Source organism: Nocardioides sp. (assembly GCF_041393715.1).
Classification (GTDB): Bacteria; Actinomycetota; Actinomycetes; order Propionibacteriales; family Nocardioidaceae; genus Nocardioides.
Map to the genome: position 1 here is coordinate 1 of NZ_JAWKJQ010000002.1, position 23286 is coordinate 23286.

The 23286-nt window shown below is 71.5% G+C and carries 23 protein-coding genes and 6 pseudogenes; 15 read left to right on the top strand and 14 right to left on the bottom strand.

Features of this window, described 5'->3' with window-relative positions:
• The coding region (locus tag R2740_RS02815; protein WP_371301181.1) for a penicillin acylase family protein at positions 1-1293 on the top strand (1293 nt) is incomplete at its 5' end.
• Here the strand turns inward: R2740_RS02815 and R2740_RS02820 are convergent.
• Entirely contained in the window at positions 1253-1879 is a 627-nt protein-coding gene (locus tag R2740_RS02820) for a 5-formyltetrahydrofolate cyclo-ligase (RefSeq protein WP_371301182.1), read from the bottom strand. The genes R2740_RS02815 and R2740_RS02820 overlap by 41 nt on opposite strands.
• Before the next feature lie 22 nt (positions 1880-1901).
• Here R2740_RS02820 and R2740_RS02825 point away from each other — a divergent pair, with 22 nt between their 5' ends.
• The 6 genes from R2740_RS02825 (at position 1902) to R2740_RS02850 (ending at position 7017) form a co-directional block, all read left to right on the top strand.
• The gene (locus tag R2740_RS02825) at positions 1902-3308 is read left to right on the top strand and encodes a UTP--glucose-1-phosphate uridylyltransferase (protein WP_371301183.1); all 1407 of its coding nucleotides are present in this window, start codon (positions 1902-1904) and stop codon (positions 3306-3308) included.
• Positions 3301-4518: a gephyrin-like molybdotransferase Glp gene (gene glp, locus R2740_RS02830; protein ID WP_371301184.1), complete on the top strand. Its 1218-nt coding sequence runs from the start codon at positions 3301-3303 to the stop codon at positions 4516-4518. Before R2740_RS02825 ends, glp begins: the two co-directional genes overlap by 8 nt.
• Complete coding sequence (moaC, locus tag R2740_RS02835; protein WP_371301185.1) at positions 4518-4988, top strand: cyclic pyranopterin monophosphate synthase MoaC; 471 nt, start codon at positions 4518-4520, stop codon at positions 4986-4988. The genes glp and moaC overlap by 1 nt, the downstream gene beginning before the upstream one ends.
• Positions 4981-5463 (top strand): molybdenum cofactor biosynthesis protein B, encoded by a 483-nt coding sequence (locus R2740_RS02840; protein WP_371301186.1) that lies wholly within the window; start codon positions 4981-4983, stop codon positions 5461-5463. Before moaC ends, R2740_RS02840 begins: the two co-directional genes overlap by 8 nt.
• A complete protein-coding gene (locus tag R2740_RS02845) occupies positions 5460-6065 on the top strand; it encodes a GNAT family N-acetyltransferase (protein WP_371301187.1) in 606 nt (201 codons plus the stop codon). The genes R2740_RS02840 and R2740_RS02845 overlap by 4 nt, the downstream gene beginning before the upstream one ends.
• Positions 6066-6126: 61 nt before the next feature.
• The gene (locus R2740_RS02850; protein ID WP_371301188.1) at positions 6127-7017 is read left to right on the top strand and encodes a hypothetical protein; all 891 of its coding nucleotides are present in this window, start codon (positions 6127-6129) and stop codon (positions 7015-7017) included.
• Between the two features lie 3262 nt (positions 7018-10279).
• Here R2740_RS02850 and R2740_RS02855 read toward each other — a convergent pair.
• A complete protein-coding gene (locus R2740_RS02855) occupies positions 10280-10540 on the bottom strand; it encodes an FCD domain-containing protein (RefSeq protein WP_371301189.1) in 261 nt (86 codons plus the stop codon).
• 95 nt (positions 10541-10635) lie between these two features.
• Positions 10636-10821, bottom strand: a pseudogene (locus R2740_RS02860) (GntR family transcriptional regulator); the annotation flags it as partial.
• Between the two features lie 601 nt (positions 10822-11422).
• On the opposite strand from R2740_RS02860, the gene R2740_RS02865 reads away from it, so the two are divergent.
• The 6 genes and pseudogenes from R2740_RS02865 to R2740_RS02890 form a co-directional block, all read left to right on the top strand.
• On the top strand, positions 11423-11740 hold the full coding sequence (locus R2740_RS02865; protein WP_371301190.1) for a hypothetical protein: 318 nt from the start codon (positions 11423-11425) through the stop codon (positions 11738-11740).
• On the top strand, positions 11737-11967 hold the full coding sequence (locus R2740_RS02870) for a hypothetical protein (RefSeq protein WP_371301191.1): 231 nt from the start codon (positions 11737-11739) through the stop codon (positions 11965-11967). Before R2740_RS02865 ends, R2740_RS02870 begins: the two co-directional genes overlap by 4 nt.
• Before the next feature lie 21 nt (positions 11968-11988).
• Positions 11989-12354 (top strand): thiamine pyrophosphate-dependent enzyme, encoded by a 366-nt coding sequence (locus R2740_RS02875; protein ID WP_371301192.1) that lies wholly within the window; start codon positions 11989-11991, stop codon positions 12352-12354.
• Between the two features lie 95 nt (positions 12355-12449).
• Positions 12450-12881: a hypothetical protein gene (locus R2740_RS02880; RefSeq protein ID WP_371301193.1), complete on the top strand. Its 432-nt coding sequence runs from the start codon at positions 12450-12452 to the stop codon at positions 12879-12881.
• Entirely contained in the window at positions 12854-13597 is a 744-nt protein-coding gene (locus tag R2740_RS02885) for a transketolase C-terminal domain-containing protein (protein WP_371301640.1), read from the top strand. Before R2740_RS02880 ends, R2740_RS02885 begins: the two co-directional genes overlap by 28 nt.
• Before the next feature lie 19 nt (positions 13598-13616).
• A pseudogene (locus R2740_RS02890) lies at positions 13617-14758 on the top strand (dihydrolipoamide acetyltransferase family protein); the annotation flags it as partial.
• 179 nt (positions 14759-14937) lie between these two features.
• On the opposite strand, the gene R2740_RS02895 reads toward R2740_RS02890, so the two are convergent.
• The 6 genes and pseudogenes from R2740_RS02895 to R2740_RS02920 form a co-directional block, all read right to left on the bottom strand.
• The gene (locus R2740_RS02895) at positions 14938-16089 is read right to left on the bottom strand and encodes an ABC transporter permease (RefSeq protein WP_371301194.1); all 1152 of its coding nucleotides are present in this window, start codon (positions 16087-16089) and stop codon (positions 14938-14940) included.
• Positions 16090-16270: 181 nt separating this feature from the next.
• Positions 16271-16459: pseudogene (locus R2740_RS02900) on the bottom strand (hypothetical protein); the annotation flags it as partial.
• 86 nt (positions 16460-16545) lie between these two features.
• Positions 16546-16653: pseudogene (locus R2740_RS02905) on the bottom strand (hypothetical protein); the annotation flags it as partial.
• Between the two features lie 385 nt (positions 16654-17038).
• Positions 17039-17236 (bottom strand): annotated as a pseudogene (locus R2740_RS02910) (hypothetical protein); the annotation flags it as partial.
• 91 nt (positions 17237-17327) lie between these two features.
• Positions 17328-17384: pseudogene (locus tag R2740_RS02915) on the bottom strand (hypothetical protein); the annotation flags it as partial.
• A gap of 141 nt (positions 17385-17525) precedes the next feature.
• Positions 17526-18203 carry a substrate-binding domain-containing protein gene (locus R2740_RS02920; protein ID WP_371301195.1) on the bottom strand — a complete coding sequence of 226 codons (678 nt, stop codon included), beginning with the start codon at positions 18201-18203 and terminating at the stop codon, positions 17526-17528.
• A 66-nt stretch (positions 18204-18269) separates the two neighbouring features.
• On the opposite strand from R2740_RS02920, the gene R2740_RS02925 reads away from it, so the two are divergent.
• Positions 18270-18440, top strand: a complete 171-nt coding sequence (locus R2740_RS02925; RefSeq protein ID WP_371301196.1) for a hypothetical protein — start codon at positions 18270-18272, stop codon at positions 18438-18440.
• 250 nt (positions 18441-18690) lie between these two features.
• Here R2740_RS02925 and R2740_RS02930 read toward each other — a convergent pair whose 3' ends face one another.
• The 5 genes from R2740_RS02930 to R2740_RS02950 form a co-directional block, all read right to left on the bottom strand.
• A complete protein-coding gene (locus tag R2740_RS02930; protein WP_371301197.1) occupies positions 18691-18909 on the bottom strand; it encodes a hypothetical protein in 219 nt (72 codons plus the stop codon).
• A 111-nt stretch (positions 18910-19020) separates the two neighbouring features.
• Positions 19021-19740 carry an ABC transporter permease gene (locus R2740_RS02935; RefSeq protein WP_371301198.1) on the bottom strand — a complete coding sequence of 240 codons (720 nt, stop codon included), beginning with the start codon at positions 19738-19740 and terminating at the stop codon, positions 19021-19023.
• On the bottom strand, positions 19737-21122 hold the full coding sequence (locus R2740_RS02940) for an amidohydrolase family protein (protein WP_371301199.1): 1386 nt from the start codon (positions 21120-21122) through the stop codon (positions 19737-19739). Before R2740_RS02940 ends, R2740_RS02935 begins: the two co-directional genes overlap by 4 nt.
• A gap of 121 nt (positions 21123-21243) precedes the next feature.
• Positions 21244-21420 carry a hypothetical protein gene (locus tag R2740_RS02945; RefSeq protein ID WP_371301200.1) on the bottom strand — a complete coding sequence of 59 codons (177 nt, stop codon included), beginning with the start codon at positions 21418-21420 and terminating at the stop codon, positions 21244-21246.
• A complete protein-coding gene (locus R2740_RS02950; protein WP_371301201.1) occupies positions 21414-22679 on the bottom strand; it encodes an amidohydrolase family protein in 1266 nt (421 codons plus the stop codon). The genes R2740_RS02945 and R2740_RS02950 overlap by 7 nt, the downstream gene beginning before the upstream one ends.
• Positions 22680-22864: 185 nt before the next feature.
• Between R2740_RS02950 and R2740_RS02955 the strand changes: the two genes are divergently transcribed.
• Positions 22865-23284, top strand: coding sequence for a ketopantoate reductase family protein (locus tag R2740_RS02955; RefSeq protein WP_371301202.1), 420 nt, complete (start codon positions 22865-22867; stop codon positions 23282-23284).
• Positions 23285-23286: the final 2 nt, after the last annotated feature.

The following is a 23286-nucleotide window of genomic DNA, read 5'->3' on the forward strand; positions in this document are numbered from 1 at the left end:
GCCACGGTCGGGGCCAACGCCGCGCCGTTGGGGAGCACCGACTACGCCGTGTCGCTGGCCTGGACCGCGCTCACCCCATCCACCACCGCCGACGCCATCCTCGCCCTCGACCTGGCCTCGGACTGGGGCGAGTTCCGGGCCGCGGCCCGCGACTTCGCGGTGCCCGCCCAGAACCTCGTCTACGCCGACCGCGCAGGGCACATCGGCTACCAGGCGCCCGGGATGGTCCCGATCCGCCGGCCCGGACACACCGGGCTGGTGCCGGTGGCGGGCTGGCGGCCCAAGAACGACTGGACCGGGCGCTACGTGCCCTTCGAGGCGCTGCCCCACGAGCTGGACCCCGCGGAGGGGTTCATCGTCACCGCCAACCAGGCCGTGATCGGACCCGACTATCCCTTCCACCTCACCAGCGACTGGGACCAGGGCTATCGCTCCCAGCGGATCCGCGACCTGCTCCAGCAGCAGGGGACCTCCTCGGTGGCCGACATGTCCGCGATCCAGCTCGACGACCTCAACCCGATGGCCGCCACGCTGGTGCCCTACCTGCTGGCCGTCGACGACGGCGGGTCGCCGTACTTCCAGGTCGGGCCCGACCTGCTGCGCGACTGGGACGGCCACCAGCCGGCCGACAGCGCCGCCGCGGCCTACTACAACGCCGTCTGGTCCAACCTCCTCCGCCTCACCTTCCACGACGAGCTCCGCGAGTCGCTGTGGCCCGACGGTGGCGACCGCTGGTTCGCCGTGGTCACCCGCCTGCTCGAGCGGCCGACCGACTCCTGGTGGGACGACCGGGCCACCGAGGACGTGGTGGAGACCCGCGACGACATCCTCCGCCAGGCGATGCGCGACGCCCGCGACGAGCTGACCCGACGCGAGTCCCTCGACCCCGAGGACTGGTCCTGGGGGAGGGTGCACCGGCTCGACCTGGTCGAGGGCACGCTCGGCAAGTCGGGCGTCGGCCCCGTCGAGGCGCTGGTCAACCGCACCGGCTACCCCGTCGCCGGAGGTGGCAGCATCGTCGACGCGACCTCCTGGAACGCCGCCGACGACTACACCGTCACGGCCGCCCCGTCGATGCGGATGGTGGTCTCGCTCGCCGACTTCGACCACTCGACGTGGATCAACCTGACCGGCGTGTCGGGCCACCCGGCCAGCAGCCACTACGTCGACCAGACCGACCTCTACGTCGCCGGCCGGACGCTGCCCTGGGCGTGGACCGAGTCGGCGGTGCGGGCGGCCGGCGTGGACACGCTCACCCTGCGGCCACCGGCCGCCCCAGGGGCAGCCGGATGACGCCGTCGGGGGTCGCGGCGTGGGTCACCGGCCGGTCGTGCGGCTCGACCGGCACCTCGAGGCCCACCTCGTCGGCATAGAGCAGCACGCAGGTGAAGGTGCCGACCGGAACCCGGGCGAGCGCCTTGTCGTAGCAGCCACCACCCTTGCCCAACCGGACCCCGGCCGGCGACACCGCCAGTCCGGGCACCAGCAGCGCGTCGGGGGTGCCGATCGCGTCGCGACCCAGCGGCTCGGTGACCGGCTCCAGCAGCCCGAACCGGGCAGCGGCCAGCGACCCGGGGCCCTGGTAGGGCGCCCAGTCGAGGTCGAGGCCGCCCCGAGCGAGGCTGCCCACGGTCAGCGGCAGCAGCACCCGCTTGCCGGCCGCGAGCAGCCGCTCCAGCAGGATGCCGGTGCCGGGCTCGTGACCCACCGAGACGTACGCCGCCACGCTGGCCGCCCGGCGTACCTCCGGCTGCGCGAGCAGGTGGTCGGCGATCTGCGCGGCGCAGCGCGCCACCTCGGCGAGGCTGCGTCGGTTGCGGGAGGTCTCGAGTCGGTCTCGCACCGCGGTCTTTGCCGCCGTGGGTTGTGACGGGTCCACCCCGCCAGCCTACGATCGAGACATGGGTAGTCCAGGTTTGAACCAAGCACGAGCGAAGATGGTGGAGGCCGGCGTCGACCCGGCCGCGGTGGAGGTGTTCGCGCACTACTACCGGCTGCTCGAGCACGGCGAGACCGGGATGATCCCCGAGTCCTCGATCGACCCCGTCGACATGCCCCATCTCGACGACGCGCAGGTCGACCCCGAGGTGGCGGCCGAGGCGGTGCGGCACACCGCCGTGATCAAGCTCAACGGCGGGTTGGGCACCTCGATGGGCATGGACCGCGCCAAGTCGCTGCTGTGCGTGCGCCGTGGGCTGTCCTTCCTCGACATCATCGCCCGGCAGATCCTGCACCTGCGCCGGGAGTACGACGCCACGCTGCCGCTGGTCTTCATGAACTCCTTCCGCACCAGCGCGGACACCCTCGAGGCGCTGGCGCGCTACGAGGACCTCCCCGTCGCCGGGTTGCCGCTGGAGTTCCTGCAGAACAAGGAGCCCAAGCTCCGGGTCAAGGACCTCACGCCGATCTCCTGGCCGGCCGACCCCGACCTCGAGTGGTGCCCCCCGGGCCACGGCGACCTCTACACCGCGCTGGTCGGCACCGGGTTGCTCGACCGGCTGATCGATGCCGGCTACCGCCATGTCTTCGTCTCCAACTCCGACAACCTGGGCGCGGTGCCCGACGCCAAGGTCGCGGGCTGGTTCGCCGCCTCGGGCGCGCCGTTCGCGATCGAGGCGGTGCGCCGCAGCGCCTCGGACAAGAAGGGCGGCCACTTCGCGCGCCGCAAGGTCGACGGCCGGATCGTGCTCCGTGAGACCGCCCAGACGCTGCCCGAGGACCGCGCCGCGCTGGCCGACCTCGACCGGCACCGCTTCACCTCGACCAACAACCTGTGGTTCGACGTGGCCGAGATGAAGCGGCTGATGGAGGAGCGCGACGGGGTGCTCGGCCTGCCGCTGATCCGCAACGAGAAGACCGTCGACCCCAGTGACCCGTCCACGCCCACGGTGGTCCAGATCGAGTCCGCCATGGGCGCCGCGATCGAGGTCTTCGAGGGTGCCCAGACCATCGAGGTGGGCCGCGACCGGTTCGTGCCGGTGAAGACCACCAACGACCTGCTGGTGCTCCGCTCCGACGTCTACGACCTCGGCACCGACTTCGTGATGGACCAGCGCTCCGACGACCTGCCCTACGTCGAGCTCGACGCCGACTACTACCGGCTGGTCGAGGAGTTCGACCGCCGGTTCCCCGAAGGCGCCCCGTCCCTGCGCGAGGCGGACGCGTTCCGCGTCGACGGCGACTGGACCTTCGGCCGCGACATCCAGGTCGTCGGCGACGTGAGCCTGGAGCGTCCCGACGGCGCCCAGCGGGTCGCCGCCGGGACCGTGCTCAGCTCCTCGGACCTCGGCGAGGGCCTCGATGGCTGAGCCGATCACCGTCGAGGACCTCCTCGACCGCGTCCTCGGCACCATCGAGGAGCTGCCGCACTTCCCGCAGCCGCTGATGGACGCACTCGGGCTGCCGGTGGCCGAGGACCTGCACGCGCCGATCGCGCTGCCGACCTTCGACAACTCGGCGATGGACGGCTACGCCGTCGTCGCCGCCGACGTCGAGGGGGCCTCGGCGGACCACCCGGTGCGGCTGCCGGTCGTCGGGGAGATCGGCGCCGGCCAGGCCTCGCTGCTCGCGCTGTCGCCCGGCACCGCCGCCAAGATCATGACCGGCGCGCCGGTGCCGGAGGGCTGCGACGCCGTGGTGCCCTACGAGTGGACCGACCGCGGGGTGGCCCACGTGGAGATCACCCAGGCACCCGCCGTCGGCGCGCACATCCGCTCCGCCGGCGAGGACGTCACCCCCGGCGACCTGCTCGTCGAGGCCGGCACCGTCCTCGGTCCGCGGCACCTCGGGCTGCTGGCGGCCGTCGGGCTCGGCACCGTCCGCGTCCGCCCGCGGCCGCGGGTGGTCGTGCTGTCGACCGGCTCCGAGCTCCGCGACGCCGGCACCCCGCTCTCGCACGACGCGATCTACGACGGCAACTCCTACCTGCTCGCCGCGGCGGCGCGCGAGGCCGGCGCCATCGCCTATCGCGTCGGGATCGTCCCCGACGACCCGGCGGCCTTCATGGACGCGCTGTCCGACCAGCTGGTGCGCGCCGACCTGGTGGTCACCTCCGGCGGCGTCTCCCAGGGCGACTTCGACGTGGTCAAGGAGGCGCTGTCTCCGCTCGGGTCGGTGTGGTTCGGGCCGGTCAAGATGCAGCCGGGGAAGCCTCAGGGCTTCGGCACCGTCGGCGAGGACGAGACGCCGATCTTCACGCTGCCGGGCAACCCCGTGTCGTCGTACATCTCCTTCCAGATGTTCGTGCTGCCCGCGCTGCGCAAGATGATGGGGCTGCGGCCCTACGTCCGCCCGACCACCGAGGCCCGGCTCACCAAGGCGTTCTCGTCACCGCCCGGGCGGCGGCAGTTCATGCGAGGGACCTACGCCAACCGCACCGTCACCCCCGCCGGCGGGCCCGGGTCGCACCTCATCGGCGACCTGGCGACCGCCGACTGTCTGATCGTGGTGCCGGAGGACCAGACCTCGGTGCTGGCCGGCGACCAGGTGCAGGTGCTCCGCCTCGACGAGGAGTTCTGATGGACCGGCTCACCCACGTCGACGAGTCCGGGGCCGCCCGGATGGTCGACGTCTCCGGCAAGCAGGTCACCGCCCGCACCGCCGTCGCCTCGGGGCGGGTGCTGGTCTCGGCACGGGTGGTCGAGCTGCTGCGCGGGGAGGGCGTCCCCAAGGGGGACGCGCTGGCCGTCGCGCGGGTGGCCGGCATCATGGCGGCCAAGCAGACCCCGTCGCTGGTCCCGTTGTGCCACCCGCTCGCGATCTCCGCGGTGACCGTCGACCTGACCGTCGCCGATGACGGCGTCGACATCGCCGCCACGGTCTCCACCGCCGACCGCACCGGCGTCGAGATGGAGGCCCTGACCGCGGTCTCGGTCGCCGCTCTCACCGTCGTCGACATGGTCAAGGCGGTCGACAAGGGTGCCGTGATCACCGACATCCGGGTGGAGTCCAAGACCGGCGGCAAGTCCGGGGACTGGGCTCGTGCCTGAGGCCCTCCTCGGCGCCGTGGTGGTGGCCTCCAACCGGGCCGCCGCCGGGGTCTACCCCGACGAGACCGGTCCATTGATCCAGGCCTTCCTGACCCGGCTCGGCTTCGCCTGCGAGGCCCCTGCCGTGGTGCCCGACGGCGAGCCGGTCGGCGCGGCGATCGCCGACGCGGTGGCCCGTGGCGCGCGGGTGGTGCTCACCACCGGCGGCACCGGGCTGACGCCCACCGACCTGACACCCGAGGTCACCCGGCCGCTGCTCGACCGGGAGATCCCCGGTGTCGCCGAGGCGATCCGGGCCCACGGGGTGGCGCAGGGAGTCCCCTCGGCGGTGCTGTCGCGCGGACTGGCGGGGGTCGCCGCCGGCTGCCTGGTGGTCAACCTCCCCGGCTCCAAGGGCGGGGTCAAGGACGGCCTCGCCGTGCTCGAGCCGTGGCTGGTGCACGCCGTGGAGCAGATCCCCGGGAGCGACCATTGACCATCGGCTGGCCGGCGGTGCTGCGCAGCGGCCCGGTCCGGCTGCGCCCGATCGAGATGCGGGACGCGGGGCCGTGGCGGGACGCTCGTGACCGGAGCGCCGACTGGCTGCGCCCCTGGGACGCGACCGTCCCACCCGGAGGGTCGCCCCGGGCGGCCACCTTCCGTGCCGTGGTGCGGGCGATGCGCCACCATGCGCGCGCCGGGACGTCGTACCCCTTCGTGATCGAGGTCGACGGGCGCTTCGCCGGTCAGGTGACCGTCAACAACATCGTCCGCGGCTCGGCACAGTTCGCGTCGCTGGGCTACTGGATCGACCGGGCGTACGCCGGCCGCGGGGTGATGCCGCGGGCGGTGGCGATGACGATCGACCACGCGTTCGGCGCGGGCGGGCTGCACCGGATCGAGATCGCGATCCGCCCGGAGAACACCAACTCGCTCCGGGTCGTGGAGAAGCTCGGCCTGCACGAGGTCGGCTACGCGCCGAGGTTCCTCCACATCGACGGCGCCTGGCGGGACCACCGGATCTACGCGGTGACCGTCGAGGAGTGCCCGGAGGGGATGCTCGCGCGCTATCTCCAGTCCCTGGAGTCACACGAGTGATTTCCCGACACACCACTTGACATCCGCCTCAGGATGCGCAAGCACTCCTAGGCTGCGCTCCGTGGGCATTCCGCATGTGGACGTACTCCTCTTCGTCGGCGTCGCCGTCGCCTGGGCCATCTATCTGATCCCCAAGGCGATCCAGCACCACGAGCAGGCGACGAAGGACCGCTCCGTCGACCGCTTCTCCGACCGGCTGCGCGTGCTCGCGCGTCGCGAGCCGACCAGCTCGCGCGCGGCCGCGCTGGTGGTGTCGGGCAAGGCGTCCGCCCCGGCCGAGGACTCGGCCGAGGACTCGGCCGCCGTGTCTGCCGCCGCTGCTCCGGCCACTGCCGCGACCGTGGCCGCCCAGGTGCCCCCCACTCGTCCGGCTCTCGGCGCTTCTCCTGTCGAGGTCCGTGCGGCGCAGGCGCGCCGCCAGCGTCAGGCCGCCCAGCGGGCGACCCGGCGCCGGCGGCGAGTCCTGGGCCTGCTGCTGCTCGCGCTGGCCGCCGTGGCCGGCGGGGCGGCGACCGGCTCGCTCGCGTGGGGGTACGTCGGGATCCCGGGCGGCCTGCTGGCGGCCTGGTTGGTCGCCTGCCGGCTGATGGTGAAGGGCGAGCGCGCCGCGCGGCGCCGTCCGCCCCGCGCCGTCCCCGCCCCGGCCGAGACGCCGGCCGTGGCCGACGAGCTCGACATGGACGAGACCACCGAGATCGCCCGGGTGGCCGCCGCGGAGCCCGGCATGTGGGACCCGGTGCCGGTGACGCTGCCGACCTACGTCGACAAGCCGGCCGCCACCCGCACCGTGCGCGGTATCGACCTGGGCGCCGAGGGCGTGTGGACCTCCGGCCGCACCGAGGCCGACGCCGCCCTGGCGCGTCGCGCCGACGCCGAGGCCGCCGCCGCCCGCGCCGCCTGCGAGGCCGATGACGCCTCCGGCGGCCAGCGCGCCGCCGGCGCCGCCGGCTGACCCCGAGGCGTCGCAGACGGGGCGGTGAGGCGTCGCAGACGGTGACGCCGGCCGAATTATCCGGACAGGTAGATTCTCCGCCGACAGACGGCGCCCTCCTACCCTGAACACCTCCGCCGGGAGCGCCTGGGGAGGTGCCCACGCGGGCAAGTCGGAGACCGACGTGTCGTGGTGGGTGCAGCCGGTGCCGCCCTGTCCCTGGGCCTGATCGAGTAGGCCGCCTTCCCCACGACGCCGCGATCCTCGACGCCGGTGGTTGGTCGGCGCTGGCTCTACGGCTGGTCGGGAGGGGCTGCCAGCGAGGCCGTGACCGTGGTCGACCTCTCGGCCACCACGCGCTCGCGACGGCGCGCGCCCGGCTGGACAACGCCGCTGCTGCCGAGTCTGTCGAGGCCGACGTCCTCGATCTCGACCTTCGGTCGGCGTGGTCGCGGTCGGCACGACCGCGGCGTCTTCCACTTCCTCACCGAGCCGGTGGAGCGCCGCCGTCACTGCGCCTCCCGGCGCCACCTGCGCCTCGGCGGATGGCTCGTGGTCAGCGTGACCTTCGGACCCGACGGCCCGACCACCTTGCAGCGGCCTCCCCGTCGCGCATCTTCGCCGACGACCTCGCCGCCGAGTTCCCCGGCTTCGGGCCGCCGCGACCGCGTCCGACGACCACCACACCCCCTGGGGCACCGTGCAGCCGTTCACCGGCGTACTGCTCAGGCGCCGGGACTGACCCCGCAACCGATTCGGTACGCCGCTGCGGCTTTGAGTTACTGTTTCCTCGCGTCGTACGACGCATCCGGGCTGCGGCGGTGCTGGTAGCGCGTCTCGTTCGCAATGAGAAGGTCAGTTCAATCCTCAGCTCCAACATGTGATGAGTCGCGACATAGGTCTCACCTGAGCTGCGACATGCGTCACCAGCCTGGAGCTCGGCTATCGGCCGGGGGCTCTTGTGTGTTGGCCCAGTAGTGCTTTGGCGGGGCTTGATGTTGTAGGAGAGGACCTTCGCCGGTTTCGAGTTCGATGGTGTACGGTGTCGTCAGCGATGGCTGGTGGACGCGGTTTTGCCGCGGTGGGTGTAGCCGATGCCGAGGTGGTGCACTGGTCGGGCGCGCGGCGCATCGAGATCTTGCCCCAGTCGTCGACGCGGTCGTAGCGCAGTCGGTAGTGGCCGCTGGGGACCGCCGGTGGCCTGGCCTCCCGGGGAGGTGGTAGGCGGCTGTGGGTACGTCGGTCGAGTCAGGTGCGGACGGTGCTGGTTGTAGATCTGCCGAACCGGTTGAGTTGGACCTGGAGGTGGCTGGCCGCAGCAGTGGGTTGCTTGGCGAGCCAGCGTTTGAGGGTCTGCTGGAAGCGCCTGACCTTGCCTGGCTGGGGTGCGGTTCGCACTGCGTCTTCTCTGGGTGATCCGTAGGGCGATCAGAGGTACTGAAGGCGTTCTTCCGCCACCGTGGCGGGCGGTGAGACGCGGCCGTTGTCGGTCAAAGTCGCAGCTGGGAAGCCGTTTTCGTTGCCTGCGGCTAGGAACGACTCGACCACGATGTCGCCGGTGACGGGGTGTGACGGTGCAGGAGATCAGGTAGCGGGAGTGGTCGTCGAGCCAGGTCAGGATCTCGACGTCGGTGCCGTCGGCCAGGCGCCAGTGGGTGAAGTCGACCGCCAACACTCGCTGGCTGCGGCCAGGAACCGCCGGTAGGACGACCTGCGTTTCTTCGGTTCAGGACGGATCAGCCTGGCCGTGTGCAGGACCCGACGGATCGTCGAGGTCGAGGGTGCCCGGGTGGCCTCGTGTTCGAGGTGCCAGGCGATCGTCACCGGCCCGGCGTCCAGACCGTCGGTGGTCAGCTGGAGCCCGAGCGCGATGATCCGTCCCGCACTACCTCGGAGGTGGCCTGCGGGTTGGACCGTGGTCGCCGCGACCGCGGGTCACCGCGTCGATGCCGTCTTGGCGGCAGCAGCTGTGTGTCGCTGAAGATGTCGCCGGCTGTACCCACTCGGCGGCGGCCTGGGTCACGCTGAGCTGCTTGAGACGCACCTTGGCGACAGCACGATTTTCGGACATGGTCGAATTCCGGCCGCCGACCCAGCAAGGTGCACCACGTCGCGACTCACCAGCGACCTGTCACCTGTGACCTATGTCGTGAACCCAGGCACCCTCAGCTCCACCATTGTGATGAGTCGCGACAGCAGGTCTCACCTGAGTCGCGACATGTCACTCGCCGGAGCTTCCCGGCCATCGTCGGGGCTCTTTGTGTTATGCCAGTAGTGCTGGTGGGTTGATGTTGTGGGTGGCAAGGACCTCGCCGGTCGAGCTCCGATGGCGACGGTGGTGTCGCCGGCGATGACCAGGACGTTTGCCGCGGTGGGTGGTAGCCGATGCTGAGGTGGTGCATCTTGTCGGCGCGGCGCATCGAGATCTTGCCCTGTCGTCGACGCGGCCGTAGCGCAGTCGGTAGTGGCCGCTGGTCCGGGGCTGGCGGGCCTGGCCTTGGGGAGTGTGTGGTAGGCGGTGGCTGGGGTACGTCGGTCGAGTTGCGGCGCGGACGGTGCTGGCTGGGTAGATCTGCCGGAACCGGTTGAGTTGGACCTGGAGGGTGGCTGGGGTCGCAGCAGTGGGTTGCTTGCGAGCCAGCGTTTGAGAACGCTGGAAGCGTTCGACCTTGCCTTGGTTTGGATCGTCGAGGTCGAGGGTGCCCGGTGGCCTTCGTTCGAGGTGCCAGGCGATCGTCACCGGCCCGGCGTCCAGACCGTCGGTGGTCAGTTGAGCCCGAGCGCGATGATCCGGTCCCGCACCTACCTCGGAGGGCCTGCGGTTGGACCGCGGTCGCCGCGACCGCGGGCCGACCGCGTCGATGCCCTGGCGGTAGCGGGCCGTACCGTTGAAGATGCCGCCGGCTGTGCCCGTACTCGGCGGCGGCCTGGGTCACGCTGAGCTGCTTGGAGACGACCTTAAGGACAGCGACACGAGTTTGGGACATGGCCGCGACCCTGGCCGCCGACTCCAGCAAGGTGCGACTGATGTCGCGACTCACCAGCGACCTGTCACCTGTGACCTATGCTGTGAACTCCAGGCACCCTCAGCTCCACTTGTGAGGTCCTCTGCGGCAGGGTCACCGCCGCCGAGGTCGGCCCTGCCCCAGAGCACGGCGAACAGCTCGGGGTGCTGGGTCAGCTCCACCCGGTCCGTCGGATGAGCAACGAGGAAGCGCTCGGCGTCCGGTCGTGTGGCGCCGGACGGCGTCGAGGATGAGTCGATGCTCGGCGTTGACCACCGTCATCCGGTCGGTGCCGCCAGCTCCAGTCCAGCGGCGGTAAAGGTGGAGTTCCGCCAGTCGGATCGTGGTCGCCTGGGGCAGCTGCTCGCTCGGCAGGTGGCGTACGACGCCATGTGGAAGTCGCGGTCGAGGGCCAGGAAGCGGGCGGTATCGGTGTTGGCCTCGATCTCGCCCTCGAGGTCGGCCATCTCCTCCACCTGCTCGTCGTGGAGGTTCTCCAGGCTGAGGATGAGGGTGAGCGGCTCCAGCCGCCTGCGCATCCGGTAGAGCGTGTTGACCTGGATCGAGGTCGAGCACCGGCACCCGACCGCCGCGGCAGCAGTCGGCTTCGGCCCTCGGTCTCGAGGATGCGTAGCGCCTCGCGGACCGGGAGTCGACTGGTGCCGAGGCGGGTGGCGATCTCGTCCTGGCGGAGCCAGGTGCCGGGACGGATCTCGCCGGACAGGATCTCCTCGCGGAGCGTCTCGGCGATCCGCTGGCTGCTGACGCCGGGGCCGGGCCTGGCGTCGCAGCCACAGGCGCCCCCGCCGAACCGCTCGATCGTGGTCGAAGGCCTGCCGCCGGGTAGGACACCAGCTCGAACTGCATCCCGTGGGCCGGAGGAAGCAGACCCAGCGCTGACCCTCCGAGGCCCTCGCGCCCGTCGCTCGGGTCGCCCAGCACCGTGACGCCGCGCTCGCGCAGGTAGGCCACCGCGGGGTCGAGGTCCTCGACGTAGAGCGCCACGTGGTGGCCGCCGACGTCGCTGTTGCGCGGGGGCTCGGAGCGGCGCTCGCGGGCGTCGTACTCGAAGACCTCGAAGACCGCCTGCTCACCGCAGCGGTAGAACCGCAGCTGACGCATCACCGTGCGCGGGTCGACGTTGAGGTGGTCGTGCATCCAGTCGTCGTCGGCCTGGAACGGACCGAGGGAGGAGCAGTCGCAGCCGAGCATCGTCGGTCAAGCTGGCGGGCCTGGTCGAGGTCCGGCACTGGCGGAAGCCGATGTGGTCGAGTCGGCTGAGCCCGGGCAAAGCATGACGAACACCTCGCCGTTGATCCGAAACCGCCAGTCTGCTCACATCCGCACAGAACACCACTATCGGATGATTGATCCAATATCTGCCAGGCTGGCGGGCAGATCCTCCTGGAAGGAGCCGTGCGATGCCGATGCGCCACGACCTCGTGCCCGGTGCGCAGTGGACGCAGCTGACGGTCACCACCGACGACTGGGACGCCGCCGCCCCCGACCCGCTGACCGCGATGCCCAGCCAGCTGCTGCTGGTCCGGACCTTCGAGGAGCTGGTGCTGGAGCTGGCCGCCGCGGGTCTGGTGCACGGTCCGGCGCACTCGGAGCATCGGCCAGGAGGGCGGTGCGTCGGCCTCGCCCGACCCTGGACCTCGGCCGACACCGTCAACGCCGCACCGCGGGCACCACCAGTTCCCGGGCCAAGGTGCTTACCACCCTGCACCCGAAGGTGATCCCACTCCAGCCCTGGCCGGACGACGTCCGGTCGGCGTTGCTGCGCACGCTGCGCGAGATCTGCGGCCTGGAGCAGGGGTTCAGCCACGGTCGCGGTGGCAGCATGCACCTGCAGTGGCTCGAGGCCGGCGCGATCGGCACCAACGCGATCGTCGGCGGTGGCGTGCCGCTCGCGGCGGGCCCGCGTTCAGCCACCGTCTGGCCGGCACCGACGCCGTCGCCGTGACCTGGTTTCGGCGACGGCGCGATGAACATCGGCCTCACGCTGGAGACGCTCAACCTCGCCGCGGCCTGGTCGTTGCCGCTGTGCCTGTTCGTCGAGAACAACCTGTACGCCGTGTCGACGGTCTCGGAGGTGACGGCGGAGACGCGGTCCGCTCGCGGACCGGGCTTCGGCATCCGGTCCTGGAAGGTCGACGGTATGGACCCGCTGGCCGTCCACTCCACCATGCAGGAGGCGCTCCAGCACCTGCGGAGGGCAGGGGGCCGGCCCTGGTCGAGGCCGACGTCTATCGCTTCTTCCACCAGAACGGCCCCTTCCCGGGCTCGGCCTTCCGCTACCGGAGCAAGGAGGAGGAGGCCGAGTGGCGCAGCCGCGACCCGCTGGAGGTGACCGCGTCACCTGGATCCGGCGCGGCATCCTCTCCGCTGACCAGGTCGAGGCCGCCTGCAACGGTGCCAAGGCGCTGATGGGCGGAGATCGGCGAGGTGGTTCTCGAGCCGCTGCCCGGCGGCAAGCCCGGCGAGCGGCGCATCCGGCCCGAGGAGTGGCCCGACCCCGCGTTCGTCGACGTCGGCGTCCGGGGCGACCTGAGCGAGCTGGCCCAGGTCACCTTCACCGACGTGGCCGACCACGCCGACGCGCTCGAGGACGTGAAGTTCATCGACGCCGTCTCCCAGGTGATGAACCGCCGGATGGCCACCGACCCGCGCGTCGTCGTGATGGGTGAGGACGTGCACCGGCTCAGCGGCGGCACCAACGGCGCGACCAAGGGCCTCAAGGACGCCTACCCCGACCGGGTCCTTCGGCACCCTGATCTCCGAGAACGCCTTCACGGGCCTGGGCGGCGCATCGGCGCTCGACGGACGGTTCCGCCCCGGTCGTGGAGTTCATGTACGCCGACTTCATGTGGGCCGTAGCCGACCAGCTGTTCAACCAGATCGGCAAGGCCCGCCACGTTCGGCGGCACCGGCGCGGCGCCACTGGTGCTGCGCACCAAGACCGCGATGGGCACCGGCTACGGCTCGCAGCACTCGATGGACCCGGCGGGGGACTCGCCACCGCGGCCGGCTGGCGGATCGTGGCGCCGTCCACGCCCTACGCCGGCCTGATGAACACCGCGCTCGCCTGCGACGACCCTGTCGTGGTGCTCGAGCACGTCGACCTCTATGCCTCCACCGGCCCGGGCCTGCCCGGCGACCTCGACCACTGCCTCCCCGTCGGCCGGGCCGCGGTCCGCCGACAGGGCGCCGATCTCACCGTGCTGACCTACGGCGCGATGACCCAGCCGATGCTCGACGCCGTCGCCGAGACCGGTGTCGACGCCGAGGTCATCGACCTGCGCTGGCTGGACCGCGCCAGCCTCGACTGGGAGACGATCACCGCCTCGGTCGAGAAGACCAACCGGGTGCTGATCGCCGAGCAGGGCGCCGTCGGCACGTCGTACGGCGGCTGGCTGGGCGACGAGATCGCCCGCCGGCTGTTCGACTGGCTGGATGCCCCCGTGGAGCGGCTGCACGGCGGCGAGGCGTCGCCGAGCATCAGCAAGGTGCTCGAGCGCGCCGCGTTCGCGCGCACCGAGGAGGCGGTCGCGAAGCTCACCGAGATCGCCGCGACCGAGGGTCTGGGGGCCTGACGTGCTCGAGGTGCTGAGGATGCCGGAGGTCGCGGCCAACACGACCGAGGCGCTGCTGGCGACCTGGCTGGTCGAGCCGCACGCGCGCTACGCCGCGGGCGATGCGCTGGTCACCGTCGAGACCGAGAAGGCCGTCGTGGACATCGAGGCGGAGGCCGCCGGCGTGCTGCTGCGGCTGCTCGTGCCCGAGGGCCAGCAGGTGGCGGTCGGCGCGCCGATCGCGATCTGGGGAGACGACGAGTCCTCACCGGCCGCGGTCGAGGCCCTGGTGAGCACCTTGGGGCTCTCCGAGGGCGCGGTCGCCCCGGAGCCGGAGCCGGAGCCGGAGCCGGCGGTCGAGGCGACGGCAGAGGAGGACGCCGCGCCGGCGGCCGACGGCCGGCCGCGGATCTTCACGAGTCCGCTCGCCCGGAGGATCGCCGCCGAGGCCGGCATCGAGCTCGCCGACATCCCGGGCAGCGGCCCCCGCGGCCGGATCCGGCGCCGCGACGTGGAGGACTACCTCGCCTCGCGCGGCCGGGCCGAACCCACCGCGGCCGAGGCCGTCGCTGCTGCCTCCTCCGCAGCCCCGGCCGAGACGACGGACGCGGGCTTCACCGACGTCCCCGCGTCCCGGATGCGGCAGGCGATCGCCCGCCGGCTGACCGAGAGCAAGCAGTCGACGCCGCACTTCTACGTCCGTGGCACCGCCCGCGTCGACCGGCTGCTGGCGCTGCGCACCGAGATCAACGAGGGGGTCGCCGACGGCGGCGTGAAGGTCTCGATCAACGACCTCGTCGTCAAGGCGGTGGCCCGCGCGCACACCCTGGTTCCCGATCTCAACGTGCAGTGGACCGGTGACGCCGTACGCCGGTTCGCCGCCGTCGACGTCGCCGTGGCCGTGACCACCCCCGAGGGGCTGGTCACGCCGGTGCTCCGCGACGTCGACGTCAGCACGGTCACCCGGGTCGCGGCCGAGCTCCGCGAGCTGGCCGGCCGGGCCAGGGACCGGCGGCTGCAACCCGCCGAGATCGAGGGCGGCACGGTGTCGGTGTCCAACCTGGGCATGTTCGGCACCGAGGAGTTCGCGGCCATCATCAACCCGCCCCAGTCCGCGATCCTCGCGGTCGGGGCGGTGCGTGAGGAGCCGTCGTGGTCGACGGTGCGGTCACCGTCGGCTCGGTGATGCGGGTGACCCTGGCCGTCGACCACCGATGCGTCGACGGCGCCGCGGCGGCAGGTGGATGCGCTGCTTCCTGGGGCTGCTCGAGGCACCTGCTCGCATCCTGGCCTGACCGGTCGGTGCTCCCGGGCTCACCGGGTCGACCGGTCCGTCGTACGCCGGCCCGGCGGGGCGGGCGCTACTCCTGCGGCACCGAGGCCGCCGCCTCGCCAGGTCGCGGGCTCGGCTGGGCGACCTCCCGCCGGTCGCGGGCGTTGCGCAGCGCACGCACCAGCATCGGGAGGATGGCGGCCGCCAGCACGAAGACGCCCTGGAGCCAGAACTGCCAGGCCAGCCCGAGGCTCAGGAAGGCGATGGAGTTGGAGATCGTCTGCAGCAGGATGCCCGCGGCGGCCACCGCGATCGCCGACCCGGAGCCGCCGAAGATGCTCGCTCCCGCGATCACGATCGCGGTCACCGACGCCAGCGTGAGGGCCTGGCCCGTGTTGGCGTCCCCGATCCCGGTGCGCGAGTAGAGCGCGAGCCCCGCCAGCGCGGCGAGCACCCCGGCCGCCGTCGTGGCGAGCAGGCGCATGGCCGGCACGCTCACGCCCATCCGGTTGGCCTTGACCGGGTCCGACCCGGCCGCGCGGAACGACCGTCCGAGCGCGGTCCGCTGCAGGATGAACCAGATCGCGACGGCGAGTCCGACCGCCACCGCCAGCACCAACGGCACGCCGGCGATGGCGGTGCCGATGGCGGTCATGATGGCCGGCGAGGAGCTGCCGTCGGGATAGGGGCGCAGCACCTGGGCGGTGCCCACCACCGCGATCGAGGTGACCAGGGTGGCGATGACGGCGGGCAGCCGAGCCTGGTCACCAGCACACCGTTGACGAGACCGACCACGAGTCCAGAACCCAGGGCGAGCAGCACGCCGAGCAGGAAGTAGGCGCCACCGGCCTGGCCTGAAGGACACCACGACGCCGGACAGCGCGACCACGGAGCCGAGGCTGAGGTCGATGCCCCCGGTCATCACGACGAGCAGCTGGGCGAGACCGGCGAGCACGAGCACCGAGCTGGCGGCGAGCAGCTGGCTGGTGTTGAGCGGGCTGAGGAACGCGCTGTCCTTGGTGGACGTGGCGATGGCCAGGATGAGGGTGAGCAGGAGCAGCAGGCCGGTGTTGAGCTCGTGGCCGAGCCGAGACGGGAGCCGGGCCTTGGGCTTCCGCGCCGGCGCGCGGCCGACCACGTCGGACACGCCGGTCGACATCACGGCGGCGCCGGTCACCGACCGCTCGGTGACCTGGTCGCCGCTCAGCAGCGCCTGGACGCGTCCTCGCGAGAACACCACGACGCGGTCGCGAGGCCCTCGATCTCCACGGCGTCCGTGGAGAGCACCACGACGGCGATCCCCGACTCGGCCATCTGGCGGAGGAAGGCATGATCTCGACCCGGGCACCCGCGTCGACCCCCTGGGTGGGCTCCTCGACGAGGACCACCTGGGGACTGCCGATCCGGGCCCGCGCCAGCAGCACCTTCTGCTGGCTGCCGCCGGAGAGCGAGGAGACCGACGTCTCCAGGGTGGGGGTCTTCACCGCCAGGCCGGAGATCGCCTCGCGGGTGAAGCGGTACTCCCGTGAGCGGTGGACGAACCTGGTGGGCATGACCACGTCCAGCGAGGGCGCGACGACGTTCTCCCGCACGGACATCTTGCCGAACATCGCCTCGCCGAGGCGGTCTCGAGCAGGAACACGATGCCCGATCTTCGCGCGGCTCGCGTGGACCGCACGTTGACCTCGCGGTCGCCGATCAGGACGGAGCCGGACGTGCTCCCGCCGCCGGCCAGCGCCCGCAGCAGCTCGCGCTGACCGTTGCCCTCGACGCCGGCCAGGCCGACGATCTGGCCGGGGCTCACCGCGAACGAGACGTCGGTGAACCCTGCGCCCGACAGCTGCCGGACCTCCAGCGCCGGCGTCGAGTCGTCCGCACCGGGCTCGGCCTTGGCCGGGAAGGTCGTCTCCAGGGAGCGACCGATGATCAGCCTCGACGATCTCGTCGGCCGTGAAGTCGGCGACCCGCCCTTCGCCGACGACCCGGCCGTCGCGGAGCACGGTGAGGTCGGTGGCGATCTCGATCACCTCGGGGATCCGGTGGGTGATGTAGACGATCGCGACGCCGCGCGCGAGCAGGTCGGCGATCTGGTCGAACAGCCAGCGGGTCTCCTCGGTGCCCAGTGCCTCGGTCGGCTCGTCCAGGACGAGCACCCGGGGCTCGGCAGCCAGGGCGGCCGCGATCTCGACCAGGTGCGCCTCGCGCGGGGTGAGCTGCGAGACGAGCATGGTGTGGTCGAGGTCGAGCCCGAGGTCCGCGAAGTGCCGCGTCAGCCAGCTCGCCGCGTCGCGCCGGGCGGGCCGGAGGGCGTCGGGGACCAGCAGCAGCACCGCGTCGAGGACCGAGAGGGCGGGCGCGAGCGCGGGCGTCTGGTAGACGATCGCCAGGCCGCGTTCGCGTGCCTCCCGGAGTCCGGACCCGAGCGAACTCCTCGCCGCCGAGCTCGACCGTGCCGGAGTCCGGCACGACCGAGCCCGCGGCGATGCCGACCAGCGTCGACTTGCCCGCGCCGTTCTCACCGAGGATCGCGTGCACCTTGCCGGGCGCGGCGCTGACGCTGACGCCGCTGAGCGCCTTGACGCCCGGGTAGGTCTTGGTGATCTCGGTCAGGACGAGGAGGGTACGACGCTGGTCGGCTCTGCCATCAGCTGAAGATCTTCGCGAACTCAGCAGACGTCAGCAGGGACGACGGCGAGGCGTCCGGCGAGCGTCCGGCAGGCAGGCGTCGCTGGGAGCCTTGGCACCGTCGGTCTGCCCGGTGGAGTCCTCGGCCAGCGCGAACTCGTAGATCGAGGGCTCGGTGTCGTTGTTGCCCTGGAACTCCGCGACCGCCTTGCGCAGAGCCACCCGGCCGATCCAGGTGCGGGACGTGACGGTGGCCAGCTCATAGGCGGGGTTCTTCGCCTTGATGTCCGCGAACCCGCAGCTCAGCGAGTTGTCGTCGGTCGACGTCAGCAGCGGCACCGAGATGCCCGCGCTCTCGTAGGCCCGGATGACACCGGCGGCGACGGCGCCGTAGTCGGCGATGACGGCGTCGATCTTGTCGTTCTTCGCCAGCAGGCCGGCCATCGCCTTCTGTGCCTCGGCCGGGTCCCAGTTGGTGACGACCGGGTCCGGCGTGAGCAGCTTGAGCTGCGGGTTGTCCGCCAGCACCTCCTTGACGCCGACGAACTCCTGCTCCGAGACCGCAGCGCCGGCGGGACCGCCGAGGAAGACCACGTTGCCGCCCTTGTCGCCGAGCTGGTCGGCCACCCACTGCGCCCAGGTCTTGCCGGAGTACTTCGGGTCCTGGTCGACGTAGTCGAGGTAGTCGGTGCCCGCCGTGCCCTCCGGGTCGGAGGCGAACGGCACCACGATCGAGCGGCGTCGGTCGCCTGCTTCATGGCCGGGACGTGCGCCTTGCCGGGCCCGGCGTCGGGGATGACCAGGATGATGTCGACGCCGCCCGGCGCCATGCTGGTGATCGCCGAGGTGGTCGTTGCCAGGTCGCCGAGCGCCGGCGGCGAAGTCGACGCTGGTGATGGCGGGCACTTCGCCGCTTCGCTCTCGATCTCCGCGAGCACGGTCTTGGACCAGGAGTTCGTGCCGTAGCCGTCGACGACCCCGACCTTCATCGGCTTGTCTCCGCAGACGTCGTCCATGCTGGCGAACTGGTCGACGGTGCCGACGCTGCCGGCGGCGATGTCAGGCGCGGCGGCGCCGTCGCTCGACTGAGGTGTCCGAGGCACCGGTGGTGCTGTTCGTCGATGAGCAGGCTGCGAGCGCGAGCGCGGCGACGACGGCCATCGTCGCCCCGGCTCGGCGGGTACCTCGTGTGGTTGTCAACATCTACTGCAACTCCTCAGGGCGAGTCGGTCGTGACGTTGTGCCTGGACTTGCTTTCCCTCCGACGAGGCTCAGGAGCCTCGACGAGGCCGCCGCCGAACTGGAGCTGGGCGACGATCCCGACGCCGATGATCAGCGCCTGGACGATGTTCTGAACCGCGGTGGCCTGGGTGAAGGTGGCCACGAGCTGGCTCAGCTGGGCGAGGAAGAGCGCCCCGAGGGCCGTGCCGACCACGCTCCTCGCCCGCCGGTCAGGGCCGTGCCTCCCAGCACGACGGCAGCGATCGACGGCAGGAGGTAGTTGTCGCCTGCCGTCAGGGTGGGGCTGCGCAGCAGCAAGCGAGCATCACGCCCGCGATGGCCGCCAGCATGCTGGCCAGCCAGTACGCCGCGACGACGTAGGGCCTGCTCGGGATCCCGATGTTGCTCGCGCTGTGCGGGTTCTCACCCACCAGCTCGAAGCGCCGCCGACCCGGGTCAGCTTCAGGACCACGTGGACGACGACCACCAGAGCGACGGCGAACAGGGCGAGGACCGGGATGCCGCCGTAGCGGCTGAGCGCGAAGCTGCTGAGCTGCGGGGTGACCTGCGCCCCGAAGCCACCCGACACCGCCTGGACCATGCCGACCAGCAGTGCCTGGCTGGCGATCGTCACCACCAGCGGGGGCAGGCCGAACACGGCGACGACCAGTCCGCTGAGCATCCCGAAGAGCGAGGTGCCGAGGATCGCGACCAGGACCGCGGTGGTCAGGCCCCACGAGTCGGCGGCGCCGAACTTCGCCACGATCAGGGCGGCCAGGGTCACGGCCCCGGGGATGGACAGGTCCAGGCCGCCCTGCTGGATGACCAGGGTCTGGCCGATCGCCACGGTGGCCGTCAGCGCCGCGAACGGAAGCATCGACAGCAGCGCGATCCTGCTGACGCTGCCGGTCGCGAACAGGGGGCTGACGGCGAACAGCGCCAGCACCGCGATCAGCGCGCGGGTCCCCGGCCACGACAGCAGCTCGGCGGTCGCCGAACGACGGTTGGCGGGCGCCTCGCGCGCCGCCACGGTGGTGGCGGTCATTGCTGGGTGGCCAGGTCCGGATGCCACGAGCCGTCGAGATGGGCCTCTGGCATCTCGCCGACGATGTAGTCGCGGGAGGCCACCGCGGTGCTCCGCAGCCGGTCGTAGTCGACCCCGACCAGCACGCCGTCCTTCTTGACCCGGTTGCCCTGCACGAACACGTCGCGCACCAGCCCCGGGTGGGCGTTGTAGACGACCGCGCCGAGCGGGTTGTTGAGCGGGGTCATCGCCAGCGATCGGTCGTCGAGGACCACCAGGTCGGCGGCCTTGCCGACGGCGATCGAGCCCGTCACGTGGTCGAGGCCGGCCGCGTGGGCGCCGTCGAGCGTCGCGAACTGCAGCACGTCGCCGCAGCTCAGGTCGATCCGCTCGAGGACCTCGCCGGTGTCGACCGACGGTGCGTTGTCGAGAGCCCGCTGCATCCCGATGGCGGTGCGCATGGTGCCGAACATGTCGCCGCCGTTGGAGGAGCAGACGTCGATGGAGAAGGTGGGCCGGACACCCGCCTTCAGCAGGCGCCCGGTGGCGGGGAACCCGTGCCCCATCTGCATCTCCACGTCGGGTGCGCACGACGCCGTGCCGCCGGAGTCGGCGATCATCTGCAGCTCGTCGTCGCCGAGCGTGCAGCAGTGCACGTACGTCGTCCGGTCCGACAGGAAGCCGTCGTCGCGGAGCTTGCGGATCGGCCCGGACTTGCCCCAGTAGCCGTCGCCGACGTGCACGGTCACGCGCAGGTCGAGCTCGCGGGCCAGCTCGAAGTCGTGGGCGTTCACCTCGGGCGTGGTGAACTGCGGGCCGCGCAGTGCCAGCGCCATGGTGACCAGCCCGGTGTTGTCGGAGAAGTACTGGTCGCGGATGCGGCGGGCGTCCTCGGCGGGGTGGTCGTGGGGCGAGGGGAGGGGGGCGCCCCACTGCCGCGACCCGCCGCCGTGGGCGAAGACGGCGCGCATCCCGGTGTCCTTCAGGGCGGCGATCGCGGCGTCCGCGTGGGCCGGCGTGGCGAGGTTGTGCGACCAGTCGACGAGCGTCGTGATGCCGGCGTCGAGCGCCTCGAGTGCGCCCAGGTAGTTGCCGGCGTAGGTGTCCTCGGGGCGGAAGTACTTGCTCAGGCCGGTGTGCAGCCCGGCGAGGTACTCCGTCAGCGACCAGTCGGAGGCGACGTTGCGGACCACCGACTGCCAGGTGTGGCGGTGGGTGTCGACGAATCCGGGCAGCACCACACGGCCGGAGACGTCGAGCACCTCGGCCTCCGCGTCCAGCGCTGGGCCCACCGCCTCGATCGTGCCGTCCTCGCCGATCAGCACGTCGGTGTCGGGGAGGACCTCGCCGACGGTCTGGGCCGTGATCACGGTGCCACCGCGGAGCAGGGTGCGCTTGGTCATGGTGTCGGAGCTCCTTCGCCAACCTCGGCTCGAGGTGTGAGTGCGGTCACAGCACGGAGACTAGAAGTCACAGTGAATGGCCGTCAAGCAGCGGTTACCAATTCGTTAAGTCACGTTGAACTCAGGCCCGGTCTCGGTAGAGCGGGATGTCCACCGGGGGCTGCGGGATGAACCCGCCGTGGTCGTGCATCTCGCGATAGAGGTGCTCGTGGGACTCCTCGAGCGTCGCCAGGGCGGCGGCGACGTCGACGTGGACCAGCTCGCCGTGCCGCTTCACGACCCGCCCGTCGATCAGCACGGTGTCGACGCAGCCGAGGCCGGCCTGGGAGATGATCGCGCCGCCCGGATCGTGGCGGTTCCACCCGGCCTGGCTGATCCCGCCCATCTCGAGCAGCACCACGTCGGCCCGCTTGCCGGGGTGAGCGACCCGGCCACGTCGGCGACCCCGGCGGCCTTCGCGCCGTTGATCGTGATCCAGGAGAGGGCGTCGTGGGTGGTCCACGACATCTCCTGGGGCGCCAGCCACTGCTGGTATCCGGGCTCGTCGGCCCGGTAGCGGCTGGCCTGCAGCACCAGGCGGCTGTGGGTGATCAGGTCGCCGCTGTTGCCGCTGACGCAGTCGATGCCGAGGCTGGGACCCGGGGTGTGGCGGGTCACCTCCTCGATCGCCGGGTAGCCCATGCCCATCTGCATCTCCGTCTCGGCGCAGACCGACACCATCACCCCGGTGTCCTCGAGCAGCCGCCATTCCTCGTCGGTGTTGAACGTGCAGTGCACGAGCAGCAGGTCGTCGTCGAGCAGGCCGAGCCGGTGCAGCGCCTCCACGTCCTTGAACAGCTGTCGCACCATCACCTGGTTGGCGTGCTGGGTCATCCGGGCGCCCAGCTCGCGAGCGAGGGCGTACTCGCGGACCACCTCCGCCTCGGGCGTGATGGCAAGCTCCTGCGGCGCCATGCCGAAGCGGAGCACCCCGTCGGCGGCGAAGTGGGTGTCCTTGATCTGCCGGGCCAGGTGCTCGCGGGTGGCGTAGCTGGCCGGGTTGCCGTCACCGCCGACGGTCCCTCCCCGGCTCTCCGACCAGGTGTTCTCGGTGACCGGCGTCATCCCGTGGGCGTAGAGCCCGCCGATGCCGGCGTCCAGGAGGCCCTGCACCGAGGCGTGCGCGTGGTCCGGCTCCAGGATGTTGTGGCAGTAGTCCACGACGCTGGTGATCCCGCAGTTGATCGCGTCCAGGGCGCCGACGTAGTTGCCGGCGTACATGTCCTCGGGGCGGTAGCGCGGGGCCATCTGCAGCCGGATCCCGCGGAGGTAGTCGGGGATGTTGCCGTCGGCGAGGATGCCACGCAGCGCGGTCTGCCAGGTGTGGCGATGGGTGTCGACCATGCCCGGCATCGCGATCATGGTGTCGGCCCGAATCACCTCGGCGTCGACCTGGAGGTCGGGCCGGATGGCGGCGATCCGGCCGTCCTCGACGAGGATGTCGGCCCGTTCCAGGTCGCCCAGCTCGGGGTCCATCGTGACCACCGCGGCGCCTTGGATGAGGAGCCTGTCGACCATGGCGCTGACCTCCGTCGGATGGATTCAGTTCGAGTGAACGAACCTGTCGTCACGGGCGGGGTACGGCGGTCACTTCGCCGGTCCGGCCCGTGATCATGTCTTTCTATCCTGTACACGGCGTGAAGTCTAGATGTACATTCGAGGAACCTGACCCTGTGGTCGGCCGCCTTCCAGAGGGAGAGATCGTGACCCGCATCGGCTTCATCGGCACCGGCGCCCAGGGCGCCTCCATCGCCGCGGACCTGACCCGCGCCGGCCTCGACGTGACGTTCATCGAACAGTGGCCGGCCCACGTCGAGGCGATGCGGGCGAACGGGATCGAGGTGCGGTTGCCCGAGGAGACCCAGGTGACGCCGGTGCGCGCGCTGCACCTGTGCGAGGTCGCCACCCTGCGCGAGCCGTTCGACCTCGTCTTCGTCCTGGTCAAGGCCTACGACACCCGCTGGGCCGTCGAGCTCGTCAAGCCGGTGCTGGCCGACGACGGGCTGGTGGTCGGGCTGCAGAACGGCATGACCATCGACGACATGGCCGACATCGTCGGACCCTCCCGGACGATCGGGCGGTCATCGAGATGGCCTCCAACATGTTCGAGCCCGGCGTCGTGACG

Excerpts from the sequence above, each read along its gene's own strand:
- R2740_RS02925 (WP_371301196.1), top strand. The coding sequence starts at position 18,270 with ATGACCAGGATGATGTCGACGCCGCCCGGCGCCATGCTGGTGATCGCC.
- R2740_RS02935 (WP_371301198.1), bottom strand. The coding sequence starts at position 19,740 with ATGACCGCCACCACCGTGGCGGCGCGCGAGGCGCCCGCCAACCGTCGT.
- R2740_RS02855 (WP_371301189.1), bottom strand. The coding sequence starts at position 10,540 with ATGCGCAGGCGGCTGGAGCCGCTCACCCTCATCCTCAGCCTGGAGAAC.
- R2740_RS02940 (WP_371301199.1), bottom strand. The coding sequence starts at position 21,122 with ATGACCAAGCGCACCCTGCTCCGCGGTGGCACCGTGATCACGGCCCAG.
- glp (WP_371301184.1), top strand. The coding sequence starts at position 3,301 with ATGGCTGAGCCGATCACCGTCGAGGACCTCCTCGACCGCGTCCTCGGC.
- R2740_RS02865 (WP_371301190.1), top strand. The coding sequence starts at position 11,423 with ATGCCGATGCGCCACGACCTCGTGCCCGGTGCGCAGTGGACGCAGCTG.
- R2740_RS02885 (WP_371301640.1), top strand. The coding sequence starts at position 12,854 with ATGTACGCCGACTTCATGTGGGCCGTAGCCGACCAGCTGTTCAACCAG.
- moaC (WP_371301185.1), top strand. The coding sequence starts at position 4,518 with ATGGACCGGCTCACCCACGTCGACGAGTCCGGGGCCGCCCGGATGGTC.
- R2740_RS02875 (WP_371301192.1), top strand. The coding sequence starts at position 11,989 with ATGAACATCGGCCTCACGCTGGAGACGCTCAACCTCGCCGCGGCCTGG.
- R2740_RS02825 (WP_371301183.1), top strand. The coding sequence starts at position 1,902 with ATGGGTAGTCCAGGTTTGAACCAAGCACGAGCGAAGATGGTGGAGGCC.
- R2740_RS02950 (WP_371301201.1), bottom strand. The coding sequence starts at position 22,679 with ATGGTCGACAGGCTCCTCATCCAAGGCGCCGCGGTGGTCACGATGGAC.